Origin of the sequence: Aeromonas sp. 1805 (genome assembly GCF_013085525.1) — a bacterium.
Lineage (GTDB): Bacteria > Pseudomonadota > Gammaproteobacteria > Enterobacterales > Aeromonadaceae > Aeromonas > Aeromonas hydrophila.
In genome coordinates this window covers 3,985,529-4,008,405 of the sequence record NZ_CP038515.1, presented here as the reverse complement: position 1 = coordinate 4,008,405, position 22,877 = coordinate 3,985,529, and the positions used below count along the sequence as shown (strand labels likewise).

The window sequence follows — 22,877 nt, the reverse complement described above, 5'->3', positions numbered from 1 at the left end:
AACCGTGGGTCAGCCCACGGTTTTTTCTTTTGGCCCTGATCAACGCGCAGGCACAGATGCACTATCAACTCATTTCACAGCAAGCCGAACTGGATCAGTATCTCGCCTCCCTGGCCGACGTTCCCCTGGCCATCGATACTGAATTCGTTCGCACCCGCACCTACTATCCCCAGCTGGGCCTGTTCCAGATCTATGACGGTGAGCATCTGGCACTGCTGGATCCGCTGACGCTGGATCTCTCCTCCCTCTGGCAACGGCTCGGCCGGGCAGGGCAGATCGCCATCTTGCACGCCTCCGGTGAAGATCTGGAGCTTATCCAGCATCAGGCGGGCCATCTGCCCAACCAGATGCACGACACCCAGCTGGCCGCCGCCTTTCTGGGTTACGGGGTATCGGTCGGTTTTGGCGCCCTGGTCAACGAATTTCTCGCGGTGGAGCTGGAAAAGGATCAGGCCCGCACCGACTGGCTGGCGCGCCCACTGACTCCCCGTCAGCTCGAGTACGCAGCGGCCGACGTGTTTTATCTGCTGCCACTCTACGAGAAGGTGATGGCCAAGCTGCATGAAAGCGGCAAGTTCGCCTGGTTCGAGCAGGAGTGCCAGAACCACTCTGCCCGCAAGACCCAGACCAGCGATCCCCGCCAGGCCTATCTCGACATCGTCAATGCCTGGCAACTGGGGCGCCGTGAGCTGGCTATCTTGCGTGAGCTGGCCGCCTGGCGTCAGCAGGAGGCAGTGCGCCGTGATCTGGCCCTCAACTTCGTGGTCAAAGAGCTGCACCTGTTCAAGGTGGCGGAGCGCAGACCCACCTCGCTGCGCGATCTGAACGAGCTGGGGCTGGCCCCCATCGAGATCAAGATCCACGGCAAGCGGATGCTGGATATCGTGGCCGCAGCCCAGCAGAGCGATCCCGACAGCTGGCCCGAGCCCATTCGCCGGTTGGTGGACTACCCCCAGTACAAGGCCGAGCTCAAGCGCATCAAGGGGATGGTGGAAGAGAAGGCCAAGGCCAGCAACATTCCGCCCGAGCTGGTGGCCAGCAAAAAGATCATTCACCAGTACTTCACCTGGAGCTGGCGCATGAGCGACGAAGAGCGCGCCCGGGCCGACAAGCCGATGCTGCTGCAAGGCTGGCGCCATGAACTGGTTGGCCACTTGCTGGCACAATGATCACAAAACAAAAAAAGGGGCCCTCGGGCCCCTTTTTTTGTCGGCGTTACTGTAGCGGATAGCGGTAGCGAGCCAGGATCTGCCCGTACTCCGGACTCTGCAGCAGGGCCCGGATCGCCTCATCAAGCCGTTGCAGCTGCTGCGGCGTGGTGGTGCGTCGACTCAACATCAGGTGGACCGGGGTCTGCTGGATGTCGAGCAGGGTGGTCAGTTGATCGAGGGGGAGCCCGGCCAGATTGAGCTGCTGCAATCCCATGGGGTCCATGACAACCCCTGGATCCGGCCGGCCAGCAGCAGCTTGATCAGCGGTTCCATTTTGAGCCTTACCAGCAGTCGCTGCTGCATCTGGGGTGACTGCATGAAGGTGCGAAAATCGGTGCCGTAATCAAAATCACGCAGCAGGCCGATGGTGAAGTCCGGCCGGGAGAGCAAGTCGGAGAGCTGGGTTATCTCCTGCCAGCGCCCCTTGTCCTGACGGCGGATGAGCAGCACTGTCTCTTCATTACGATAGGGCAGGGTAAAGCGGGCATACAGGTCGCGCTCGGCGGTCTGGTTGGCGGACATGGTCAGTTGGATGGTGCCGAACTCCAGCTCGCGCAGCACGCGGGCCCAGGGCATCTCGCTGTAGTTGGCGTGAAACCCAGCCCGGTTGAAGATGGCTTCCAGCAGGTCGATATCCAGCCCCTGCAGTTGCTGCTGTTCGTCGCGAAAGCTGAACGGGTGCCAGCTTGACCAGCCTACCAGCAGCGACTCTTGCGCCCAGGCGGAGCAGCACAAACACCATAACAACAAGACTCTGTACACGGAGATGTCCCTGTTCAGCGTGGTTGTTGTTGATTATTGAATAGAAATGTCGGGCTGACCAGCCCGCAGGAGAGGATGCACGGACGTGCATCCCTCAGAGTTCGTGGGCGTGGAATCCCTTGCGATAGCGGGCTTCACAGCGCGGGCAGCGTTGCAGGGTCGGGTCCTGTTCCAGCTGTTCGATGGCCAGCGGCTCCTCGCAGTCGGAACAGAGGCCATAGAGGCCCAGATCCATCTGACAGAGGGCGGCATCGATGCGCTTGAGGCGAGCCACGCTCTGCTCCACCTTGGGCAGGTCGAGGCGGCTGGTCAGATCAACCAGTTGATCCCGCTCGCAGTGATCCACCTTTTCTGCCCACTCGTCACGCCGACAGGCTTTGAGCTGACCGATCAGCTCTTCTCTTACTTGCGCCCAGTCAGTCAGCAGGCGATCACGCCACACGGCCAACTGAGCTTGCGTCATTTCACACACACTAGCCCCCAACAGACGAATTACGAATCTGGGGCAGTATAGGGAAGCGACAGGATTATCAAGATGATATGCGTCAAGTAAAGGACGGTTAGATCACAGTTTTCGACGCCTGCAGCAAGGCATCCCGGATGGGATGAGTCTCCTTGAGTACCCGGATTTCCCCAAACAGCCGATCCGCCTCGGGATACTCCCGCTTGAGATAGCTGAACCACTGCTTGATCCGGCTCGGGTAGTAGTCCGCCTTCTCGCTTGCCAAGTCCTGCTCGGTGTAGCTCACCATCAGCTGCAGCACCTCGGCCCAGCTCATGTGGGCACAGCCGGTCTTCATCACGTTGGCCAGATTGGGCAGGGAGATGGCGCCGCGGCCCACCATCAGGGTGTCGCAACCGGAGACTTGGGCGCAGGCGAGGGCATCCGCATGATCCCAGATCTCGCCGTTGGCGGTGACGGGAATGGGCAGAGCACGGCGAATGGCGCTCACATACTCCCAGTGGGCCGGCGCCTTGTAGCCTTCGCGCTTGGTGCGGGCATGCACGGCCAGCTCGTTGGCACCACCTTGATGAACGGCATGGGCGTTCTCCAGATAGAGCTCCTTGTCATCGTAGCCGAGGCGGATCTTGGCGCTCACCGGCAGATGGGCAGGCACCGCTTCGCGCACCGCCTTGACGATGCGATAGATGGTGTCGGGCTCTTTGAGCAGCACGGCGCCCCCCTTGCTCTTGTTGACCGTGGGGGCAGGGCAGCCGAAGTTGAGATCGACGCCAGGGGAGCCCAGTTCGATGGCTCGCAGCGCGTTTTCGGCCAGCCATTCGGGGTGCTGGCCCAGCAGTTGTACCCGCACCGGGGTGCCGGCCCGGGTCTTGCCGTCCTGTTTGAGCTCGGGGCAGAGGCGATGGAACACCTTGGCCGGCAGCAGCTGATCGACCACCCGGATGAATTCGCTGACGCAGAGGTCGTAATCGTTGACGGAGGTGAGCACCTCCCGCATCAAGTGATCCAGCACCCCCTGCATGGGGGCCAAAATAACGCGCATAACCGGTTCCGAAGGGCAAACAGAGAAAAAAGAGCGCAGATTGTAGTGGTAACGGGGCAGGTTGTCAGCCGTCACGCCACGGGAATGGGCAGGTTCAGGTCATAACTGGTGCGCAAGCCCCGTGATCCGGGGCATCAGTTGCCGTGATAATGGGAATCGTTGTCAACATGGGGGCGGATCCTGTTAGGATGACGCAAGGGCATGCAAGAGGGGCTGCGATGAAACGTTGGTGTTTGATGGGGTTGGGCTGGCTGGCATTCGTGACCGGCATCATTGGCATCGTGCTACCCCTGTTGCCGACCACCCCCTTCATGCTGCTGGCGGCGGCCCTGTTTGCCCGCTCGTCGCCCCGTTTCCACCGCTGGCTGCTGGCGCACCCCTGGTTCGGGCCACCCATTGCCGACTGGCAGCAGTATCGCGGCATTCGCCGCCATGCGCGGCGGCGTGCCATCCTCTTCATTCTGCTCTCCTTCTCGGTGTCGCTGGCGGTGGTCCCCCTGCTGTGGGTCAGGCTGCTGCTCATTGCCATAATGGTGATCCTGCTCACCTGGTTAATGCGTCTGCCGGTGCTGGAGCCAGTTGCAATGGAGAAGTGAAGTCCCTAAGCTATTGCGGCAATAATGCTATGGAGTCGGCCTGTCATTTTTGCGTGACGGGCCTTTTTATTTCCCGCTGGCGGGAAGCTGAGAGAAACGACCATCTGCGTCGAAAAACAAACGGTCAAACCATGAATCCGGAAACCCTGAAATTTATCGAAGCGAGCATCAAGACCATTCCCGACTATCCGAAGCCGGGCATCCTGTTTCGCGACATCACCAGCCTGATCGAGAATGCCGATGCCTTCAAGGCCACCATCGATCTGCTGGCCAATCACTATCGTGATCAAGGGATCACCAAGATTGTCGGTACCGAAGCGCGCGGCTTCATCTTCGGCGCGCCGGTTGCCTACGCCATGGGTCTGGGCTTCGTGCCGGTTCGCAAGCCGGGCAAGCTGCCCCGCGCCGTCATCGAAGAGTCCTATGCCCTCGAATACGGCACCGACACCCTGCAACTGCACACCGACGCCATCGTGCCCGGTGACAAGGTGCTGGTCGTGGACGATCTGCTGGCCACTGGCGGCACCGTCGATGCCACCGTCAAGCTCATTCGCCGTGCCGGCGGTGAAGTGGTTGATGCCGCCTTCATCATCTCCCTGCCGTCCCTCGGTGGTGATGCCCGCCTGACTGCCGCCGGCGTCAAGGTGGTTTCTCTGGTCGAACTGCCGGGCGAATAAGCCCTCAGTCTCACCAAGCAGGCAGGTCTCGTCAGCCTTGCCTGCGTCCAGACCGGTGCCCGTACGGGCATCGGTTTGAAATTCAAGCGATCCCTCCCGCCCTGGCCGATAGCCGATACAGCCCGCCCCGCATTTGTGTTAGCATCCAACCTCAATGCCTTGTCATCCCTGCATCGAGATCTATGAGCTATCAGGTTCTGGCGCGTAAATGGCGCCCCAATACGTTTGAACAAGTGGTAGGCCAGCACCATGTGCTGACCGCCTTGACCAACGCCCTGGATCAGGGACGGCTGCATCACGCCTATCTGCTGAGCGGCACCCGAGGGGTCGGCAAGACCACCATCGCCCGCATCCTGGCCAAGAGCCTCAACTGCGAGCAGGGGATCAGCAGCCACCCGTGCGGGGTGTGTGACACCTGCCGCGAGATCGATCAGGGCAACTTCGTCGATCTGCTGGAGATCGATGCGGCGTCGCGCACCAAGGTGGAAGACACCCGCGAACTGCTCGACAACGTGCAGTACCGACCAGCACGTGGCCGCTTCAAGGTCTATCTCATCGATGAAGTGCACATGTTGTCGCGCCACAGCTTCAACGCACTGCTGAAAACCCTGGAAGAGCCGCCCCCCTATGTGAAGTTCCTGCTGGCCACCACGGATCCGCAGAAGCTGCCGATCACCATCCTCTCGCGCTGCCTGCAGTTTCATCTGAAGAGTCTGGATCAGACCCAGATCGCCAAGCAGCTCGAATGGGTGCTGGATCAGGAGGGGCAACCCTTTGAACCGCGCGCCCTGTTGGCGCTGGCCAAGGCGGCCGACGGCAGCATGCGCGATGCCCTGAGTCTGACCGATCAGGCGCTGGCCCACGGCAATGGCAGCGTGCGCCTCGACAGCGTGCTGGCCATGCTGGGTACGCTCGATCATCGCCATCTGCACCAGCTGCTGGAGGCCGTGCTGCGCCAGGATGCGCCGGCCACCATGGCCAAGATCACCGAAATTGCCACCCTGGGCCCCGACTTTGATCAGCTGCACGCCGAGCTGGAAGGCTTGCTCCATCGCATCGCCATGGCGCAGCTGCTGCCTGCCACCGTGCAGGAGCAGGGGGCGGACGCTGATGCCCTGCTGCAGCTGGCCCAGGCCATGAGCCCGGAAGAGGTACAGCTCTGTTATCAAATCGTGCTGGGCGGCCGTAAAGACTTGCCCTGGGCCCCCGATGGTCGCACCGCGCTGGAGATGACCTGCCTGCGGATGCTGGCCTTCTCGCCCCGGCGTGAAGTACTGCACCCCGCCAGCCTGACGGCGCTGCCCCCCGCCATGGGAGGGTTGGCGACAGAGGCGAGAAGTGGCGCAGCGGCGCCGGGAAAGCCCCAGGGGGCTGAGCCGGCCCCGGCTGCCAGCGCAGCGCCACTGGCTCCGTCAGCAGGCGCATCCGCCGCATTCGCCGCGCCTGCAGCGCCCATCGTCCCAGTGGTGATGGCTGAGCCAGCAACTGTCGAGCAAGCTTTGGAGAGACAGGATAACGGCGCCGAGCTGGATCCGCTGTTTGCCGAGCAGGATGAGTTGCTGCGCGAGGCCGAGCAGATGGGTTACGAGGCGGCGACGTTGCTGGCCGCGTCCGGCAACCTGCCGGTAGAGCCGCCTGTGGCTCCCCCCTTAGTGCCTGTCATGGCCGAGCCCGAGCCCGAATCAATCCCGCAGGCCGAGGTGGTGGCCGACGCAGAGGCCGTTCCCTCGACGGTCTCCAGCATGCAAAGCCTGCTTGGCAAGCGCAATCTGTTGCGCAGTCGTCTGCGCAGCGAACCGTCTGTGGCGACCAGCGCTGTGCGCACTGCTCCCGCCAAACCGGTGGCAGCCGCCAGACCGGCAACTGCGATACAGTCAGCTTCCGCCACGCCATCCCCGGCTTTCGAACCGCAACCGGCACGAGTTGATGGGCAAGGGCAGGCGTCTGCCCGGCCAGCCCCGCAGACGGGGTATGACGAGTTGCCGCCGCTCGATGCCTATGAAGAGAGCGGCAGCGACTACGAAGAGTATTTGAGCCAAGGTTTCAGCGATGCGTTCGCCAGTGTTCCTCTGCCGGAGCGGGCTGCCGAGGCTTTGTCGCCGGCGCCTGTCCCCGCGGCCGTTGCTCGTCCTCAGTCAGACGATCTGCCGCCCTGGGATCTGGACGGTAGTGCGCCTCGGCAGGTTAGCGCTGCGCCTGTTGCGGCTCCCGTGACGGCTCCTCGCGAGGTCGTTGCCAGCGAGCCGGCGCCTGCGGCCTCGGTGATGGAGACCATCGACTGGGACGAGCTGGAGGGTAACAACCAGCCGCAAGCGGGAGAAGCGGCGGCCAGATTGATCCCGTCTTCCCTGCTAAACAGCTGTGGCGATCCCTGGGCCGAGCTGATTGCCCGCACCGGTGTCGGTGGCCGGCTGCGTCAGCTGGCCATCAACTCGGTCATGAGCCAGCAGGGGGACAAGGTACTGTTGACCCTCAAACCGGAGCAGCGCCATCTGATCAGCGACAGGGCGCGCGCCGATCTGGCCGAGATCATCGGCCCCGAGCTGGGGCAACCGGTGCAGGTGGAGGTCACGCTGGGCAACGTGCCTGAGCAGGAGACGCCGCTGGAGATAGAACATCGCCTCTATCTCGGGGTGCGTGAGCAGGTCACCCGGGATCTGGAGCAGGATCCCAACGTGCAATTTTTGCAGCAGCGATTTGGCGCCGTGCTTCACCACGACAGCATCGAGCCGCTGAGTCGCTGACAAACACCATGCCGGGCCTGGTGCCCGGTTGAAAAATGGTTTGGCTGTCCCCACTTAGGACGGGTAAACCCACGGCCCGGCGCTGGATGCCGGATTTCAAGACGAGAGACGACATATGTTTGGTAAAGGTGGAATGGGGAACCTGATGAAACAGGCCCAACAGATGCAAGAGCGCATGCAGAAGATGCAAGAGCAGCTTGCCCAGATGGAAGTGGTCGGTGAAGCCGGCGCTGGCATGGTCAAGGTCACCATGGCCGGCAGCCACAGCGTGCGCCGCATCGAGATCGACCCGAGCCTGATGGAAGATGACAAAGAGATGCTGGAAGATCTGGTGGCCGCTGCCGTCAACGATGCCGTGCGTCGTGTGGAAGAGCAGAACAAGAGCAAGATGGGCGAACTGACCGGCGGCATGCAACTGCCACCCGGCTTCAAGATGCCGTTCTAAGCTCGGCCTGGTAAGTGCGCCGTACTGCATTTCTTGCGCATGACGGAGTGACCAGACGACACAGCGGATACAGAGATGTATCCGCTGTGTTTTTTTATCCGGTTTGCAAGGCGATAGCCGGTCTTGTTTGATTGCCTGCTGGCTCGCTTAACTGCGAAGTGCTACCCAAGTCATGCAAGGGGGATCATCAAGGCAGGCAGCGTCCCTTCACCCAATAGATGGCTCGGGCATCCTTGTCTACCCTGGGGTGGCCTGTCGCCAGTAGCCGGTAAGGCTGCTCTGCCAGCAACTGGGCCAGCTGGAAATGCGGGTCATCCTGGTTGATGAGCAGGCTGGTATAGACGGGGTCCTGGCAGGTCAAAATAGCATTGAGTCGGGCCTTGTCGACATTGGTTATTTGCCAGTTGCCATATACCGAGAATAATCCGCGTTCGGTTTCACCAAATTGCCAGCCGGCAATATTGTCGCGTTGTTCTATCGGTATTTTAAACAAGAAGTGTTGGGTGTCATCTTTCATATTCTTGGCGGCATCAATGGCGGGGTAAGCAAGAATAAACGTCAGCATAAACATAATACCGGCTGCGCTGGCCAGCAAGGTTGCGCCGTGTATTTCGCGCCAGCGCCACAACTGTTCTACCGCAAAGATAAGCAATATGGCCGCAAATACATGTCGCCAACCCAGCGTACTGATGACCCTGAGCACGTTATCGGGTATTTCCAGCGGCAACAGCGGCAGATAAAAGGGGGCCATCAGCAGCGCCAGTGCAAACAGGAACATGAACAAGGTCCAGCCACGGCCATAGCCATTGAGCCAGCGAGGCCAGCAGACGCTCAGTTGGCCGATCATCAGGGCAAAGACTGGCATCAGTGGAAAGAGATAGAGAGTTCGCTTGGTGGAGGCGATGCTGAGCAACAACAGGGTGCCCAGCGCCCAGCTCAGCAGAAACAGGCGGGAGGCGCTCCACTGTTTCTGCCTGAGGGTCTGCCAGCACCAGAGCAGCACCAGAGGCAGCCAGGGCAGGGTGTATTCGGCCAGCCCGCCAAGGTAAAAGAGGTATTCACCGGGCTTGATGTGACCGAGTTCGGCCGAGCTGCCCGTTAACCTGCCCACCTGATTTTGCCAGAACCACTGCTGCCAGAGCGACTCCCCCTCAGGATGCTGCCACAGGGCTAGCAGCCAGCCGGCGATGGGGGCGACAAACAGGAGGGTCATACCGAGGTGCTGTATCACGACGCGGCCTCCCTCCTGGTGTGCAAGATGGCGTTTGAGTGCCGGCAGAAACAGCGCCAGCCAGCCGAAGAAGAGAGTGATGGGGCCGATGGGGCCCTTGACCAGAAAGCAGAGGGAGAGCCCAAGTCCCGCACACCAGAGCATGTGCTGGCGATCCGCCAGATACCATTCGGCAAATGCCCACATGGTGAAGGTGACGAAAAAGGCGAGGCTGGTATCGACCCGGATCCAGTGGCTGTTCATGATGAAGCCCTCCATGGTACCCAGGGCGATCACCGACCAGAGGGCGGCAGTGCTGGAGCCCAGTACCCGTCTGGCCAGCAGGCCGGTGAACAGCAGGGTTGCCATGGCCCACAGAGCTCCCACCAGACGCAGCGCCACCGTGACGCCGAGGTTGTCGTGCAGCAGGGCAAGAAAGGGAATGGTGAGGATGTAATAGAGGGGCGGCTTTTCGATGAAGCTGCTGCCGCCCAGCGTCGGAATGGCCAGTTCACGGCTGGTGAACATCTCCCAGGCGATGGCTGCCTCGCGAGGCTCGTCGGGGGTCCACAACTGGTGTCCAAACTGGCCCATCAGGGTGATGGCAAGCACCATCAGCAATAATCCGTACAGATGCGTATTCGGGGCTGTGCTAGTGGGCTGCATGAGGGCCTCCCGGCAGGCAAGACTGCGCTTTGACAACGAACAGACTGACATCCGTGGTCTGAAAATGGGTCATGGTAATATCCATATTGATAAAGGCCACCACACTAAAATATCGATGTTCAATCTAGTATCACATATTCTGATGGATGCTAATGAACAAGTTGTTACCAAATATTACTTAAGAGGTTCACCTTTATTATGGTGAGACATTTTGTCTTGTTTGCTACTTGCAACATAAATACATTGATTGCTTCACTTATTCTTTTTATCTGTAGTCAGTAATGTGCTTGACGAGCCATGGATAAACATGTCGGCCATATATTGATACCGCTGGCCGCTTCTATGTTTTTATTTTTCATATCGGTTTTCTGGAGCTCGATATGCGCGACTTCCTGATGGAAGATGAACCTGGTATCGAGGCAATGGCGAAGGTAGGCAGAGCAGATGCATTGTGTTGGGATCTTCGCTTGACTGGATACGTCAACAGCAAGTGAGGTGATAGCGTCTTTTGGGTGTGCTCATTCTGCAGCCAGATCACCGCCAGCTGATCCACGTTGACCGAGACGATGAGGAGAATGCCGGCGACGAAAGTCGAAATGAAGCGCTTCGAGTTGCCGAGAGTACTTTGGTGGTTGCCCCTATCCGGACAAGTTGCCAGCCAATACGCTCGAATCGAGGAGTGCGTAGCGCCAGCGGCAGACCCAGAATAACTGGGGCAACGGCCCGGCTGGCGGGATGATTTTGTCGCTGCAGTGCAACTTGTCGCAACAAATGGCGTGAAGGAAGTGGTTTTGCGTGCAATCGACCGTTGGACTGGCCTGTTGCCTTGTTGCAGACAAACCCAACATCAACGACAAAAATCATATAAAACATTAACTTGGATTTAAGATTTTCGCTTTCGAAGACGCTTATGTCGTTTCATCATTACTATTTATGGATCAGTTATAAAACCTTTGTTCATTTGACTACTTTTCGCGTTTCTCATTGCAGAGTAAGATGCCACTTCAATAAAAATAAGAATTAGGAGTTCGGGTGTGAAGGCATTAGTAAAAGAAAGGGTATCGCCCTATATAAGCCAGTTATATGAGTGCGGTATTAATGATTCTGACATTAAGTTGGTGGTGGATCAGTTCCGCTCCGACGTGTCGGGCAGCTCGTCGCTGTTCCTGTTGCGCGATGATGACAAGAGCGACGGCATCAAGCTCTTCGCGAGCGGCTTGACTGAGGCCCAGCAGCAGTTCTACGTCCAGCACCATCGCCAGGATGTGTGGTTCAATCACTATCTGGACAAGGGCTGCCAGGGGATCGTCAGCGCCAACACGCTGTCCAACTCGGCGGGTCTGCTGGCCAGCTTCGGCGCCCAGTTCGCGGCCGGTGGTGTCTGCCGGGTGAAGGGGCGGGGACTTAGCAGCCTGTGTACCTACCGGGCGGCCACCCAGGATGATTTCAGCGCCCAGGAAATTTCTTCCCTTGGCGAAGTTTATTCTGGCCTCGCGGCCTGGAGCCAACATTATTGGAACCTGCTGGCCCTGGAAACCCAGAACTATCAGCTGCAACAGCTGGTAAAAAACCACAATAAACCCAGCGCCATCGTGGATGACAAAGGGCATATTCATTATTCCAATGTGGCCTTCAATCGTATTGCCGACGAGAACGTGGAGCTGCGGGCAGGCAATGGTATTTTCTCGCTGCAAAATAAGGAGCAGCAACGCCAGTTCAAAGAGATATTGAATGGCTTTGCCTATCTGCTGCCTGGTGCCAGCGCTTATATGTCCATTCCCCGTCAACCCAATCTGCGACCGTTGCTGATCCAGTGCACCCTGATGAGTGGTCTCAACCGCTTCGAGCGGTATGTGGAAGTGGTGCTGCGGGATCCCGAACACTCTTTCAACCCCGACATCGAAGCGCTGGCCAGCCTCTATCCGCTCACCATCGGTGAGAAAGAGTTGCTGGTGCTGATGAGTAAGGGCTATAGCAGCAACGACATCGCCGAGCTGCGCGGCGTCAAGGTGGAAACCGTGCGCTCGACCCTGAAAGGGGTCTTCAAAAAGACCGACTGTCACAGCCAGAACGAGCTCTTGCTGTTGCTGCAATCCATCTCCTGATCCATGCAAGCTATGCTTGGAGTGAGCTGGACATAGTGCCCGGCTCGCGCCTCCCGGCCGGGAGGCCGGTTGGGGGAATGCAGGATGGAATCACTCAAGGCAAAGGATTATATGCAGACTCGGCCCATCACCTTCAGCGCAGAGATGATGGTGCAGGCGGCGGTGGAAAAATTTCTCAACAGCCGCCAGCTTGGCGGCCCCGTGGTGGATGGGCGGGGCCATCTGGTGGGCTGGGTCTCCGAGCAGGACTGCATCGCCGTCATGTTGAAAGAGGCCTATCACTGCGAACAGGTGGCCCAGGTACGGGACGTGATGCGCAAGGAGGTACTGGCCGTCGGCCCCGATACCAGCATCCTGGAGCTGGCCGAGATGATGATGGGGCAAAAACCCAAGATTTACCCGGTGGTGGAGGAGGGACATCTGCTCGGGGTCATCAGCCGCCACGACGTGATGCAGGCCATCCACGCCCAGCTGGGAGCCTGCTTCGTGCGCAAGGCGCGGGCCTGAACTCGGCTGATGGGGGTACTGTTGTCATCCCAAGAGCAGGCATCTGGCCTGCTCTTTCTTATGGTGATGGGGAGTGCCGCCTACCCGGATAACGCCTCTTTCATCGCCCTCGCGGCCGCTTTAAGGCTTGCACCCTCCGGCCTCGCTCTTTAGGATCGCTCGAAGCTATCGATATGGCCCTCTTGCCGGGCACTCTTTTAAGGAATTCGTACCTTGTCTCTCTCCATCGAGGCGCTGCGCCGCCGTCTCTCTGCCTGCATGAATCTCGACGCCCGCCGTCTCTCCAGCCGTTTGCACGGAGCCAAGAAGCTGCCCGAGGGCAAACAGGCGGCCGTGCTTGAGACCATCGCCGCCGATCTGGATGCGGCACTGGCGCGTTATCAGTCCCGTCTGGCAGGCGTACCCAAGGTCACCTATCCGGACAACCTGCCGGTCAGCCAGAAGCAGTCGGAGATCGCCAAAGCCATTGAAGAGCACCAAGTGGTGATCATCGCCGGTGAAACCGGCTCGGGCAAAACCACCCAGATCCCCAAGATCTGTCTGGCGCTCGGGCGTGGAGTGAAGGGTTTCATCGGCCACACCCAGCCGCGTCGTCTGGCGGCCCGCACCGTGGCGGCCCGCATTGCCGAAGAGATGGAGTCCGAGCTCGGTCACTACGTGGGCTACAAGGTGCGCTTTACCGATCAGGTGAGCGAACAGACCCACATCAAGCTGATGACCGACGGTATTCTGCTGGCGGAGATCCAGAACGACCGGATGCTCACCCAGTACGACACCATCATCATCGATGAGGCCCACGAGCGCAGCCTCAACATCGATTTCATCCTAGGTTACTTGAAGCAGCTGCTGCCAAGGCGCCCCGACCTCAAGGTGATCATTACCTCGGCCACCATAGACCCGCAACGCTTCTCCCGCCATTTCAACAAGGCACCGGTGATCGAGGTCTCCGGTCGCACCTATCCGGTGGAGGTGCGCTACCGTCCGCTCACCAGTGATAAAAGTGAAGGGCTGGAGGAGCGCGACGAGCTGCAGGGGATCTTCGATGCAGTGGAAGAGCTGGCCCGCGAGGGGCTGGGGGACATCCTCATCTTCATGAACGGCGAGCGGGAGATCCGCGATACCGCCGATGCCCTGCGCAAGCTCAACCTGCGCGACACCGAGGTGCTGCCGCTCTACGCCCGCCTCTCCAACGCAGAGCAGAACAAGGTGTTCCAGCAACACGCCGGGCGGCGCATCGTGCTCGCCACCAACGTGGCGGAAACCTCGTTGACGGTGCCGGGCATTCGCTACGTCATCGATCCGGGCACCGCCCGCATCAGTCGCTACTCCTGGCGCACCAAAGTGCAGCGCCTGCCCATCGAGCCGGTCTCCCAGGCCAGCGCCAACCAGCGTAAGGGTCGCTGCGGCCGGGTGGCGGACGGTATCTGTATCCGTCTCTACTCGGAGGAGGATTTCAACGGCCGCCCGGCCTTCACCGACCCCGAGATCCTGCGCACCAACCTGGCATCCGTCATCCTGCAGATGCTGGCGCTCGGCCTTGGCAACATGGAGGCCTTCCCGTTCGTCGAGCCGCCAGAGTCGCGCCATATCAAGGATGGCCTGACCCTATTGAAAGAGCTGGAAGCGGTGAGGGAATTGCCGGCCACCGGCGATCGTGAAGCGAAACTTCAGCTGACCGAGACCGGTCGCCAACTCTCGCGCATCCCCCTTGATCCGCGTTTGGCGAAGATGGTGATCAGCGCGGCGCAGACCGGCTGTCTGAGCGAGGTGATGGTGATCACCGCGGCCCTCAGCATTCAGGATCCCCGCGAACGGCCCATGGAGAAGAAGCAGGCCGCCGACGAGCAGCACAGACGCTTTGAGGACAAGGATTCCGACTTCCTCGCCTTCGTCAATCTGTGGAACTACCTGAAAGAGCAGCAGGATGCCCTTGGCAGCAACCCGTTCCGCCGCATGTGCCAGAAGGAGTTTCTCTCCTACCTGCGGGTACGGGAGTGGCAGGACATTCACTTCCAGCTGCGCCAGACCGTCAAAGAGCTTGGCTTTAAAGCCAACCATGAACCGGCGGATTTCAAGACGGTGCACTGTGCGCTGCTGACCGGCCTCTTGAGCCATATCGGCAACAAGGATCTGGAAAAACCCGAATTCCTCGGCGCCCGCAACGGCCGTTTCCACCTCTTCCCGGCCTCGGGTCTGTTCAAGAAGCCGCCCAAGTGGGTGATGGCCGCAGAATTGGTGGAAACCTCGCGCCTCTACGCCCGCATCAACGCCAAGATTGAACCCGAGTGGGTGGAGCCGCTGGCAGGCCACCTCATCAAGCTGCACCACAGCGACCCCCACTGGTCGAAGAAAAACGGCGCCGTGATGGCCAAGGAGAAGGTGACGCTTTATGGCCTGACTCTGATCAATGAGCGCACCATCAACTTCAGCCGCATCGACCCGGCGCTGTGCCGCGAGTTGTTTATCCGCCGCGCCCTGGTGGAGGGGGATTTCGAGACCCGTCACCGTTTCTTCAGCGATAACCGCAAGCTGCTGGCCGAGGTGGAGGCGCTGGAGCACAAGTCCCGTCGGCGCGACATCCTGGTGGATGACGAGGATCTGTTCCGCTTCTACGATGCCCGCTTGCCGGAGGAGGTGATCTCCGCCCGCCATTTCGACAAGTGGTGGAAAGAGGCGCAAAAGCAGGACGCCGAGCTGCTCAACTTCGAAAAAGAGATGCTGATGAAGGGGGATGCGGCCCATATCAGCGATCTCGACTACCCCAACTTCTGGCAGCAGGGGCGCCTCAAGCTCAAGTTGACCTATCAGTTCGAACCGGGGGAGGCCGCCGATGGCGTGACCCTGCATATTCCGCTGCCGCTCCTGAACCAGGTGGAGGTGAAAGGGTTCGAGTGGCTGATCCCGGGGCTGCGTCACGAGCTGTTGGTGGCCCTCATCAAGTCGATGCCAAAGCCGATGCGCAAGAACTTTGTGCCAGCGCCCAACTATGCCGATGCGCTGCTTGCCAGCATCAACCCCGAACAGGGGCCGCTGCTGGACGAGATGGAGCGCCAACTGCGCCGCATGACCGGTGTGACCGTGCCCCGTGAATCGTGGGACTGGGCTGCGGTGCCCGATCACCTGAAACTCACCTTCCGGGTGGTGGACGACAAACACAAGAAAGTGGCGGAAGGCAAAGATCTGGAGGTATTGAAAGAGTCGCTGCGCGGCAAGGTGCAGGAGACCCTGTCACAAGTGGCGGACGATGACATCGAGCAGTCCGGTCTTACCCTGTGGAGCTTTGGCGAGCTGCCGCAAGAGTACAGCCAGAAGCGCGGCGGGTTCGAGGTGAAGGCCTACCCGGCCCTGGTGGATCAGAAGGATTCGGTCGCCATCCAGTTGGTGGAGAGCCCGGTGGTGCAGCAGCAGCTGATGTGGGCCGGTCAGCGCCGGCTGGTGCTGCTCAACGTGCCATCCCCCATCAAGTATCTGCAGGAGAAGCTGCCCAACAAGGCCAAGCTGGGGCTCTATTTCAACCCGTTTGGCAAGGTGGCGGAGCTTATCGATGACTGCATCGCCTGCGGCTGCGACAAGCTCATCGAGCAGCACGGCGGCATGGCGTGGGACGAGGCCGGTTTCGAGGCACTCAAGGAGTATGTCCGCGCCGAGCTCAACGACGCCGTGGTGGAGGTGGCCAAGCAGGTAGAAGCCGTACTGACGCTGTCCCATGAGATCAAGAAACGGCTCAAGGGCAAGATGCAGCTCGACACCGCCTTTGCCATGTCCGACATCCAGCAGCAGCTCGGCAACCTCATCCACAAGGGTTTTGTCACCGAGACCGGCTGGCAGCGGCTGCCTGACTTGCTGCGCTACCTGCGGGCCATCGAGCGGCGCCTGGAGAAGCTTGCCATCGATCCCAACCGGGATCGGGTCTACATGCTCAAGGTGCACAGCGTGGAGTCGGAGTACAAGGCGCTGCTCGCCAAGATCCCCAAATCCCAGCTTATTCCCACCGAGGTGGCCAATATTCGCTGGATGATCGAGGAGCTGCGGGTGTCGTTTTTTGCCCAGAATCTGGGAACTCCCTATCCGGTCTCCGATAAACGGGTGCTGAACGCTATCGCTCAGTGCTAATCTGCTGTAAAGGAGAGGGGCCGGTGCCGTGTTACCGGCCGGATGGACGCTGACGGAGGAGCAAGGATGCTTGGAATCTGGTTAGGGATGGCGATGGTCAACATCAGTGGCTATCAACCCATTGCCGAGCAAACCTGGGTGCAACTGAACCCGGAATACTACCCGCTGCAACGCACCCCGCCCGCCATGTTCGTGGCCTGGCGGGGCAATCAATTTCCCACCCTGGAACTCAAGAAGAAGAAGGGGCGCTGGCAGGTGCTGTTTCCGGCCAGGCTGGTGCCCCCATTCGATCTGTTCGAAGGGGAGGCCGAGCTCTCCAAGGCCTATCTGGCCAGGTTAAGGCGCATTGACGAGGCGGCCTACGGGCTGGCACCCGTTGCGGTTCCCCCTTACCAGCACCATGCGCAGCAAGAGGTGGCCACCCTTGGTGTGCCCTTCATGGCCGAGTTTGCCGCGCCGCAGCGACAAGGTCAGCCCCGTAGCAATAGTACAGAGGATGCCGAGCCCCTGCTGGCCGTTCTGAATCTGCGAGCAGCGGACTGGCAAGCGCCTGCGACGCTGCTTGCTCAAGCAGGTGAGGGGCAGGATCCCGCGCTGGTTTCACTGGCGAGCGAGCCGACCGGCAGTACCCTCACGCTGGCGGCGCCAGCGGCGGGCGGCAAACGGGTATGTCATCAGGTCGCGGCGGGGGAGACGCTCTGGCGCATCGCCGCCATGCTGGCCCAGAGCGGAACCGTGACGGGGGCGGCAGGGGATACCTACAGCTATCTGCTGGCCATCGTCGATGACAATCGGGCGCTGATGGGCAATGGCATTCGGGTCAAGGCCGGAGACACCCTGTATTGTCCGGCGCCGCAGACCCTGGCCCGCTTCGATGCCCTGAGCCCGGCCCAGCGGCAGCAGCGCTTTGCCCGGTTGGAGCAGGGGCGTTAAGGTCTCTTGTCACTGTTCGGGGCCCGTGATAGTATGCGCCCTCGTTTTGCGAGGTGCTGACCGGTCGCAGTCAACACCATACATTCATCTATATGAGATAAACATTATGTCTTTCGTATTCCAAGCTGAAGTCCGTTCTGACCTGGGGAAAGGTGCGAGCCGCCGCCTGCGTCATGCTGACCAAGTTCCTGCCATCGTTTACGGTGCAGGCAAAGAAGCCCAGTCCATCACCGTTGACCACAAGAAATTCATCCTGGCCCAAGAAAAGCCGGAATTCTACGAGTCTGTACTGACTCTGGTTATCAACGGCGAAGAAGTTAACGTGAAAGTGAAGGCTATCCAGCGTCACCCGGTACGTTACAAGCTGGTTCACCTGGACTTCGTTCGCGTTTAATCGACAGCGAACGTTCCAGTAAAGAGGCCACCCAAACGGGTGGCCTCTTTGTTTTTACAGCGTTTTTCCCCGATAAAAATAAAATACTCAAATAGTACTGTTAGTCTTTACTTGTAGGCATGATTGACAGCAACGCACCAACTGTGATGCTCTGGCATCTACAAAGTATTCGAACAAGTCCAAATACGGGGTAATGTTGACCGTGATGAAGGGAATCATACGGGGATATTTCCTGCTGTTCACACCCATTCTGGTACTGGTTTTGGTGGGTGGGTATCTGCTGGGTGACGCACTGATCGAGCGCGAGCTCTACCGTGTACGTAGCGATGAGAGCACCTTCCTGTCGCTCGCCAGCGGTCGTCTCGACGACGAACTGGCGGTGCCGCTGCGCCATGTGCGCAGCATGTCTGAAGAGCCCATCCTGCTCGAAGCTGCGGGTCGCAACGAGCGTGACAACATTGCCGCCCAGTTTACCGTGCTGATGAACCGCAATCCTGACTACGCCCAGGTGCGTTGGCTGGCGCCGGATGGCATGGAGTTGGTGCGCTTCAATCGTCAGGGCCAGCATCTGCAGCGTGTGCCCGATGACCAGCTGCAAAACAAAAAGGATCGTTACTATTTCCGCGATGCCATGGCGCTGCCCTGGGAGCGGATCTACGTCTCGCCGCTTGATCTCAACGTCGAGCAGGGGGTGATCGATCGTCCCTTCAATCCCATGATCCGTATTGCCAAGCGCCTGCGCCTGGGAGATCGCGATCTGGGTTTGCTGCTCATCAACGTGCAGGCCGGCCGTATGCTCAAGGTATTTGCCAACAGCAGTGGCAGGGCCGCCGATCACACCATGCTGCTCAATCAGGATGGCTATTGGCTGCGCAGCCCGGATCCGGCACAAGAGTGGGGCTTCATGCTCGAGCGTCCGGACCTCACCTTGAAGCAGTTTTCTCCCCAGGCCTGGCAGGCATTCTTGGGTGCTTCGAGCGGCCAGGTTGAGCTCGCCGACGGTCTGTGGAGCTGGACCACGCTGTACCCGGCACTGAATCACGATCAGCTGGCCTGGAAGGCTGCCTCCATGGTGCCACGCAGCGAGCTGCTGGCCATTCGCACTCACATCTGGGGGATCATCTCGGCCACTTGCGCCATCTTGCTGTTGCTGTTCGGCGCCGCAGTGGCCTCGTTGGTGCTCAGCCGGCATCGGGAGCAGCTGGCGCAGCAAGAGGCGGCCAGACTGGCGCGGGTCAAAGGGGATTTCATCGCCAACATGAGCCACGAGATCCGTACCCCCATGAACGCCATCATGGGGCTGGCCTACCTGCTCGAACAGGGGGCGCTCGACGATGGCCAACGTGCCCTGGTGCGCAAGATCCATCAGGCCGGGCAGGCTCTGCTCGGGATCATCAACGACATCCTCGATTTCTCCAAGATTGAATCGGGCCGGCTCGAACTCGAGCAGGTGCCATTCAGCCTGGAAGAGGTACTCGATCATGTGGCGGCCATCATGTCCACCTGCGTTGGCAACAAGCACCTCGAGCTGGTGGTGAGCAGTGCCCCCGAGCAGGCCGCTCACCTGGTTGGGGACGCCCTGCGCCTCGAGCAGGTGTTGCTCAACTTGACCGGCAACGCCATCAAGTTCACCGAGCGCGGGGAGGTGGAAGTCAAGGTTGAGCTGGAAGCCGAGCAAGATGGCATGGCCACCTTGCTGTTTCGGGTGCGCGATACCGGGATCGGCATTCCGCCCGAGCAGCAGGCCAACATCTTCAATGCCTTCTCCCAGGCCGACTCCTCTACCAGCCGCCGTTTTGGGGGAACCGGGCTCGGTCTGACTATCAGTCGCCGCCTGGTGAACCTGATGGGGGGCGACATCGGGGTCACCAGCGAACTGGGCAAGGGGAGCGAGTTCTGGTTTCGTGTCCGGCTGGAACAGGTAGAGCGGCCAGAGGCCTTCCACGAGCGGTTGCAGCACGTCTCGCTGCTTATCGCCGACGACAATCAGGTAACCCGCGACACCCTGTCGATGACGGTGGGCTCCCTCGGTTGGCAGTCACGGGTGGTGGAGTCGGGCGAGCAGGCCTTGCACCATCTGCTGCGTCAGGGGGAGCGTTTCGATGTGATCCTGCTCGACTGGATCATGCCGGGCATGGACGGTCTCGAGACCTGCGTGGCCATTCGCCAAGCCTTCGAGCAGCAGGATCGCTCGCCCATCATCATCATGGCAACGGCCTATTCCCAGGAAGAGCTGATGCGCCGCCCCGGCTCGGAGCAGGTGGATCTGGTGCTGCACAAGCCGGTCACCGGCTCCAGCCTCTACAACGCGGTGGCACGCCTCATCCATGAGAAGCGCGAGCATGTGGATCTGCTGGAGAGTGGCCAGCGCCGTCTGCGCCTGCCTGGCGTTCACATACTGCTGGTCGATGACAGCGACATCAACCTGGAGGTGGCAACCCGCTTGCTGCAGCGGGAGGGGCCGAGGTGATCACCGCCATCGACGGGGAGCGGGCCCTGACCTGTCTTGCCGATCCGGCGCAGCGTATCGATCTGGTGCTCATGGACGTGCAGATGCCGGTAATGGATGGCTACGAGGCGACCCGTCGCCTGCGCCAGCTGCCGGGACACAAGGAGACGCCCGTGCTGGCACTCACCGCCGGGGTGTTCAAGGATCAACGCGAGGCAGCGCTGGCCTGCGGCATGAACGATTTCATCGCCAAGCCGCTGGACGTGGAGCAGCTCATCGCGACCCTGCTGCGTTATCTGCCCGACAGCGTGGTGCCGCTCACGATCAACGACGTGCCACCTGCCGTGGAGCCGGTGGCCGGCATTGACATCGATACCGGGCTTCGCAACTGGGGCGAGGCCTCTGTCTATCTCAAATACCTGCGGCGATTTCGCGATGACTACATGACGGTCGGTACCGTGCTGCCGGACTACATCGCCCAGCACGAGACTGATGCGGCCGCGAGCCTGACACACAAGCTCAAGGGGGTGGCGGGCAGTCTGTCGCTCACCGATGTGGCGCGCATCAGTGCAGAACTGAATGAGGCCATCGAGCAGGGAGGGGACACCAGCCAGTTGATGGCCCCCTTCTTGGAGGCGCTGGAACGGGCGCAGCAGGCCATCGACCTCTATGCCGGACGCGAGCCGGGGGCCGTCAGCTCCCCGTTGGCGCAGGGTGAGGCGCAGGAGGTGTGCCTGCACGCCCTGCGTGAGGCCCTTGTAAGCGAGGATCTGGAACTGATTGAACCAGCGCTGGGCCAGGCCAAGAGTTACTTGCCTGCTGAGCTGGTGAGCGAGATCAGTGCGGCCCTGGAGCTGTTCGATATCCAGCTCGCGACCTGCAAGCTGGAGGGGTATCTGGACAATCGGGAGACACCTGGATCATGAATCGACCGCGAGTGTTGATCATCGACGACGAGCCGAGCAACCTCGGTCTGTTGCGGCAAATCCTCAAGGAGGAGTACAGCCTCTTTTTTGCCAAAGGCGGCGAGGAGGGGCTGGCCGCCGTGGCGCGCCACGAACCGGCCCTGATCCTGCTTGACGTGCGCATGCCTGACATGGACGGCTACGAGGTGTGCCGTAGGCTTAAAGCCGATCCGGCCCATGCCGGGATCCCGGTGCTGTTCATCACGGCGAGCGACAACCCGGACAGCGAGAGCCAGGGGTTCGAGGCGGGCGGGGTGGATTACATTTACAAGCCGGTTTGCCCAAGCACGGTGCGCGCCCGGGTGCGCACTCACCTCTCGCTGGTACGGCTCGATCAGCTCGAGCGCAGCTACCGCACCGCCATCGTGATGCTGAGCGAGGCGGGTCACTACAACGACACCGACACCGGGGTACATATCTGGCGCATGGCCGCCTATGCCCGAGCCCTGGCCGACGCGGCGGGCTGGAGTGCGGATCAGTCCGAGTTACTGGAGCTGGCGGCCCCCATGCACGACATGGGCAAAATTGGGATCCCCGATCACATTCTCAAAAAGCCCGGTCCTCTCACCGAAGAGGAGTGGGCCATCATGCGCACCCATCCGCGCATCGGGTACGAAATCTTGAAGCGCTCAGACGGGCTCATCTTTCGGATGGCGGCGGAGATTGCCCTGCATCACCACGAGAAGTGGGACGGCTCGGGTTACCCTGCAGGAGAAACCGGCGAAGGGATCCCCGAGGCGTCGCGGATCGTGGCCATCGCCGATGTGTTTGACGCCTTGAGCGTGCGTCGCCCTTACAAGGAGCCTTGGCCGCTGGAGCAGGTGCTGGCGACGATGCGTGATGGTGCCGGCCAGCACTTTGATCCCCGGCTGCTCGCCTGTTTTCTCGAGATCATGCCGGAGATCTTGCGCCTCAAGGCCCAGTGGGACACCCGCGAGGAGCGGGGGATCACCAGATAGGTTGTGTCAGGTAGGGATTGCTTGCCTGCTCGCGGCCGAACGTCGAGCTGGGACCGTGGCCGGGGATGAAGACGATGTCATCGCCAAGGGGCAGCAGGGTCTCGGTGATCGACTTGATCAGCGTCCCGTGATCGCCACGGGGAAAGTCGGTCCGACCTATGCTGCCGGCAAACAGCACGTCACCCACCCAGGCAAGCCGCTCGGTTTGAGAGAGCAGCACCACATGACCCGGGGTGTGGCCTGGGCAGAAGTACACCTCCAGCTCGCATTGACCCACCTTTACCTTGTCACCTTGCTCAAGCCAGTGATCCGGCGTGAACGCGGGGGTATGGGCGAAGCCGAACATCTGGCTTTGCTGGGGCAGCATGTCGAGCCAGAACGCATCCTCTTTGTGGGGGCCGGTGATGGCCACCCCGGTTTTCTCCCGCAGCTCGGCAGCGGCACCCACGTGATCCAGATGACCGTGAGTCAGCAGGATATGGGTCAGGGTCAGCCCGCGTTTGGCGATGGCGGCCAGCAGCTTGTCCGCTTCGCCGCCCGGATCGATGAGGGCGGCCTGATGGGTCTCGTCACACCAGATGAGGGAGCAGTTCTGGGCAAACTGGGTGACCGGGATCACCTCGAATTTCAACATAT

Annotated in this window: 15 protein-coding genes and 2 pseudogenes; 12 read left to right on the top strand and 5 right to left on the bottom strand. The window is 60.5% G+C overall.

Features of this window, described 5'->3' with window-relative positions:
- The first annotated feature begins 56 nt into the window (after window positions 1-56).
- Window positions 57-1,169: a ribonuclease D gene (gene rnd, locus E5E96_RS18745; RefSeq protein ID WP_171280573.1), complete on the top strand. Its 1,113-nt coding sequence runs from the start codon at window positions 57-59 to the stop codon at window positions 1,167-1,169.
- 46 nt (window positions 1,170-1,215) lie between these two features.
- On the opposite strand, the pseudogene E5E96_RS18740 reads toward rnd, so the two are convergent.
- From E5E96_RS18740 to dusC, 3 genes and pseudogenes are all read right to left on the bottom strand, one after another.
- Window positions 1,216-1,973: pseudogene (locus E5E96_RS18740) on the bottom strand (substrate-binding periplasmic protein).
- Window positions 1,974-2,067: 94 nt separating this feature from the next.
- A complete protein-coding gene (locus E5E96_RS18735; RefSeq protein ID WP_011706064.1) occupies window positions 2,068-2,436 on the bottom strand; it encodes an RNA polymerase-binding protein DksA in 369 nt (122 codons plus the stop codon).
- A 97-nt stretch (window positions 2,437-2,533) separates the two neighbouring features.
- Window positions 2,534-3,478 carry a tRNA dihydrouridine(16) synthase DusC gene (gene dusC, locus E5E96_RS18730; protein WP_171282818.1) on the bottom strand — a complete coding sequence of 315 codons (945 nt, stop codon included), beginning with the start codon at window positions 3,476-3,478 and terminating at the stop codon, window positions 2,534-2,536.
- 218 nt (window positions 3,479-3,696) lie between these two features.
- Between dusC and E5E96_RS18725 the strand changes: the two genes are divergently transcribed.
- From E5E96_RS18725 to E5E96_RS18710, 4 genes are all read left to right on the top strand, one after another.
- Window positions 3,697-4,074, top strand: coding sequence for a YbaN family protein (locus tag E5E96_RS18725; RefSeq protein WP_011706066.1), 378 nt, complete (start codon window positions 3,697-3,699; stop codon window positions 4,072-4,074).
- 131 nt (window positions 4,075-4,205) lie between these two features.
- Window positions 4,206-4,751 (top strand): adenine phosphoribosyltransferase, encoded by a 546-nt coding sequence (gene apt, locus E5E96_RS18720; RefSeq protein WP_016350746.1) that lies wholly within the window; start codon window positions 4,206-4,208, stop codon window positions 4,749-4,751.
- Window positions 4,752-4,933: 182 nt separating this feature from the next.
- Complete coding sequence (dnaX, locus tag E5E96_RS18715; protein WP_171282817.1) at window positions 4,934-7,495, top strand: DNA polymerase III subunit gamma/tau; 2,562 nt, start codon at window positions 4,934-4,936, stop codon at window positions 7,493-7,495.
- Window positions 7,496-7,610: 115 nt separating this feature from the next.
- Window positions 7,611-7,940, top strand: a complete 330-nt coding sequence (locus E5E96_RS18710; protein WP_011706069.1) for a YbaB/EbfC family nucleoid-associated protein — start codon at window positions 7,611-7,613, stop codon at window positions 7,938-7,940.
- Between the two features lie 187 nt (window positions 7,941-8,127).
- On the opposite strand, the gene E5E96_RS18705 is transcribed toward E5E96_RS18710, so the two are convergent.
- Window positions 8,128-9,816, bottom strand: a complete 1,689-nt coding sequence (locus E5E96_RS18705) for a glycosyltransferase family 39 protein (RefSeq protein ID WP_171282816.1) — start codon at window positions 9,814-9,816, stop codon at window positions 8,128-8,130.
- Between the two features lie 1,034 nt (window positions 9,817-10,850).
- Here E5E96_RS18705 and E5E96_RS18700 point away from each other — a divergent pair.
- From E5E96_RS18700 to E5E96_RS18670, 7 genes and pseudogenes are all read left to right on the top strand, one after another.
- A complete protein-coding gene (locus E5E96_RS18700; protein ID WP_011706072.1) occupies window positions 10,851-11,921 on the top strand; it encodes a transcriptional regulator in 1,071 nt (356 codons plus the stop codon).
- A gap of 84 nt (window positions 11,922-12,005) precedes the next feature.
- Window positions 12,006-12,428, top strand: coding sequence for a CBS domain-containing protein (locus E5E96_RS18695; RefSeq protein ID WP_016350742.1), 423 nt, complete (start codon window positions 12,006-12,008; stop codon window positions 12,426-12,428).
- 213 nt (window positions 12,429-12,641) lie between these two features.
- Window positions 12,642-16,541 (top strand): ATP-dependent RNA helicase HrpA, encoded by a 3,900-nt coding sequence (hrpA, locus tag E5E96_RS18690; RefSeq protein ID WP_171282815.1) that lies wholly within the window; start codon window positions 12,642-12,644, stop codon window positions 16,539-16,541.
- 66 nt (window positions 16,542-16,607) lie between these two features.
- On the top strand, window positions 16,608-17,474 hold the full coding sequence (locus E5E96_RS18685; RefSeq protein WP_171282814.1) for a hypothetical protein: 867 nt from the start codon (window positions 16,608-16,610) through the stop codon (window positions 17,472-17,474).
- A gap of 106 nt (window positions 17,475-17,580) precedes the next feature.
- The gene (gene rplY, locus E5E96_RS18680) at window positions 17,581-17,868 is read left to right on the top strand and encodes a 50S ribosomal protein L25 (protein WP_024945378.1); all 288 of its coding nucleotides are present in this window, start codon (window positions 17,581-17,583) and stop codon (window positions 17,866-17,868) included.
- Between the two features lie 205 nt (window positions 17,869-18,073).
- Window positions 18,074-21,243 (top strand): annotated as a pseudogene (locus E5E96_RS18675) (response regulator).
- Window positions 21,240-22,241 (top strand): HD domain-containing phosphohydrolase, encoded by a 1,002-nt coding sequence (locus E5E96_RS18670; protein ID WP_011706078.1) that lies wholly within the window; start codon window positions 21,240-21,242, stop codon window positions 22,239-22,241. The pseudogene E5E96_RS18675 and the gene E5E96_RS18670 overlap by 4 nt, the downstream one beginning before the upstream one ends.
- On the opposite strand, the gene E5E96_RS18665 is transcribed toward E5E96_RS18670, so the two are convergent.
- On the bottom strand, window positions 22,231-22,875 hold the full coding sequence (locus tag E5E96_RS18665; RefSeq protein WP_011706079.1) for an MBL fold metallo-hydrolase: 645 nt from the start codon (window positions 22,873-22,875) through the stop codon (window positions 22,231-22,233). The two genes, E5E96_RS18670 and E5E96_RS18665, sit on opposite strands and share 11 nt — an antisense overlap.
- Window positions 22,876-22,877 lie beyond the last annotated feature (2 nt).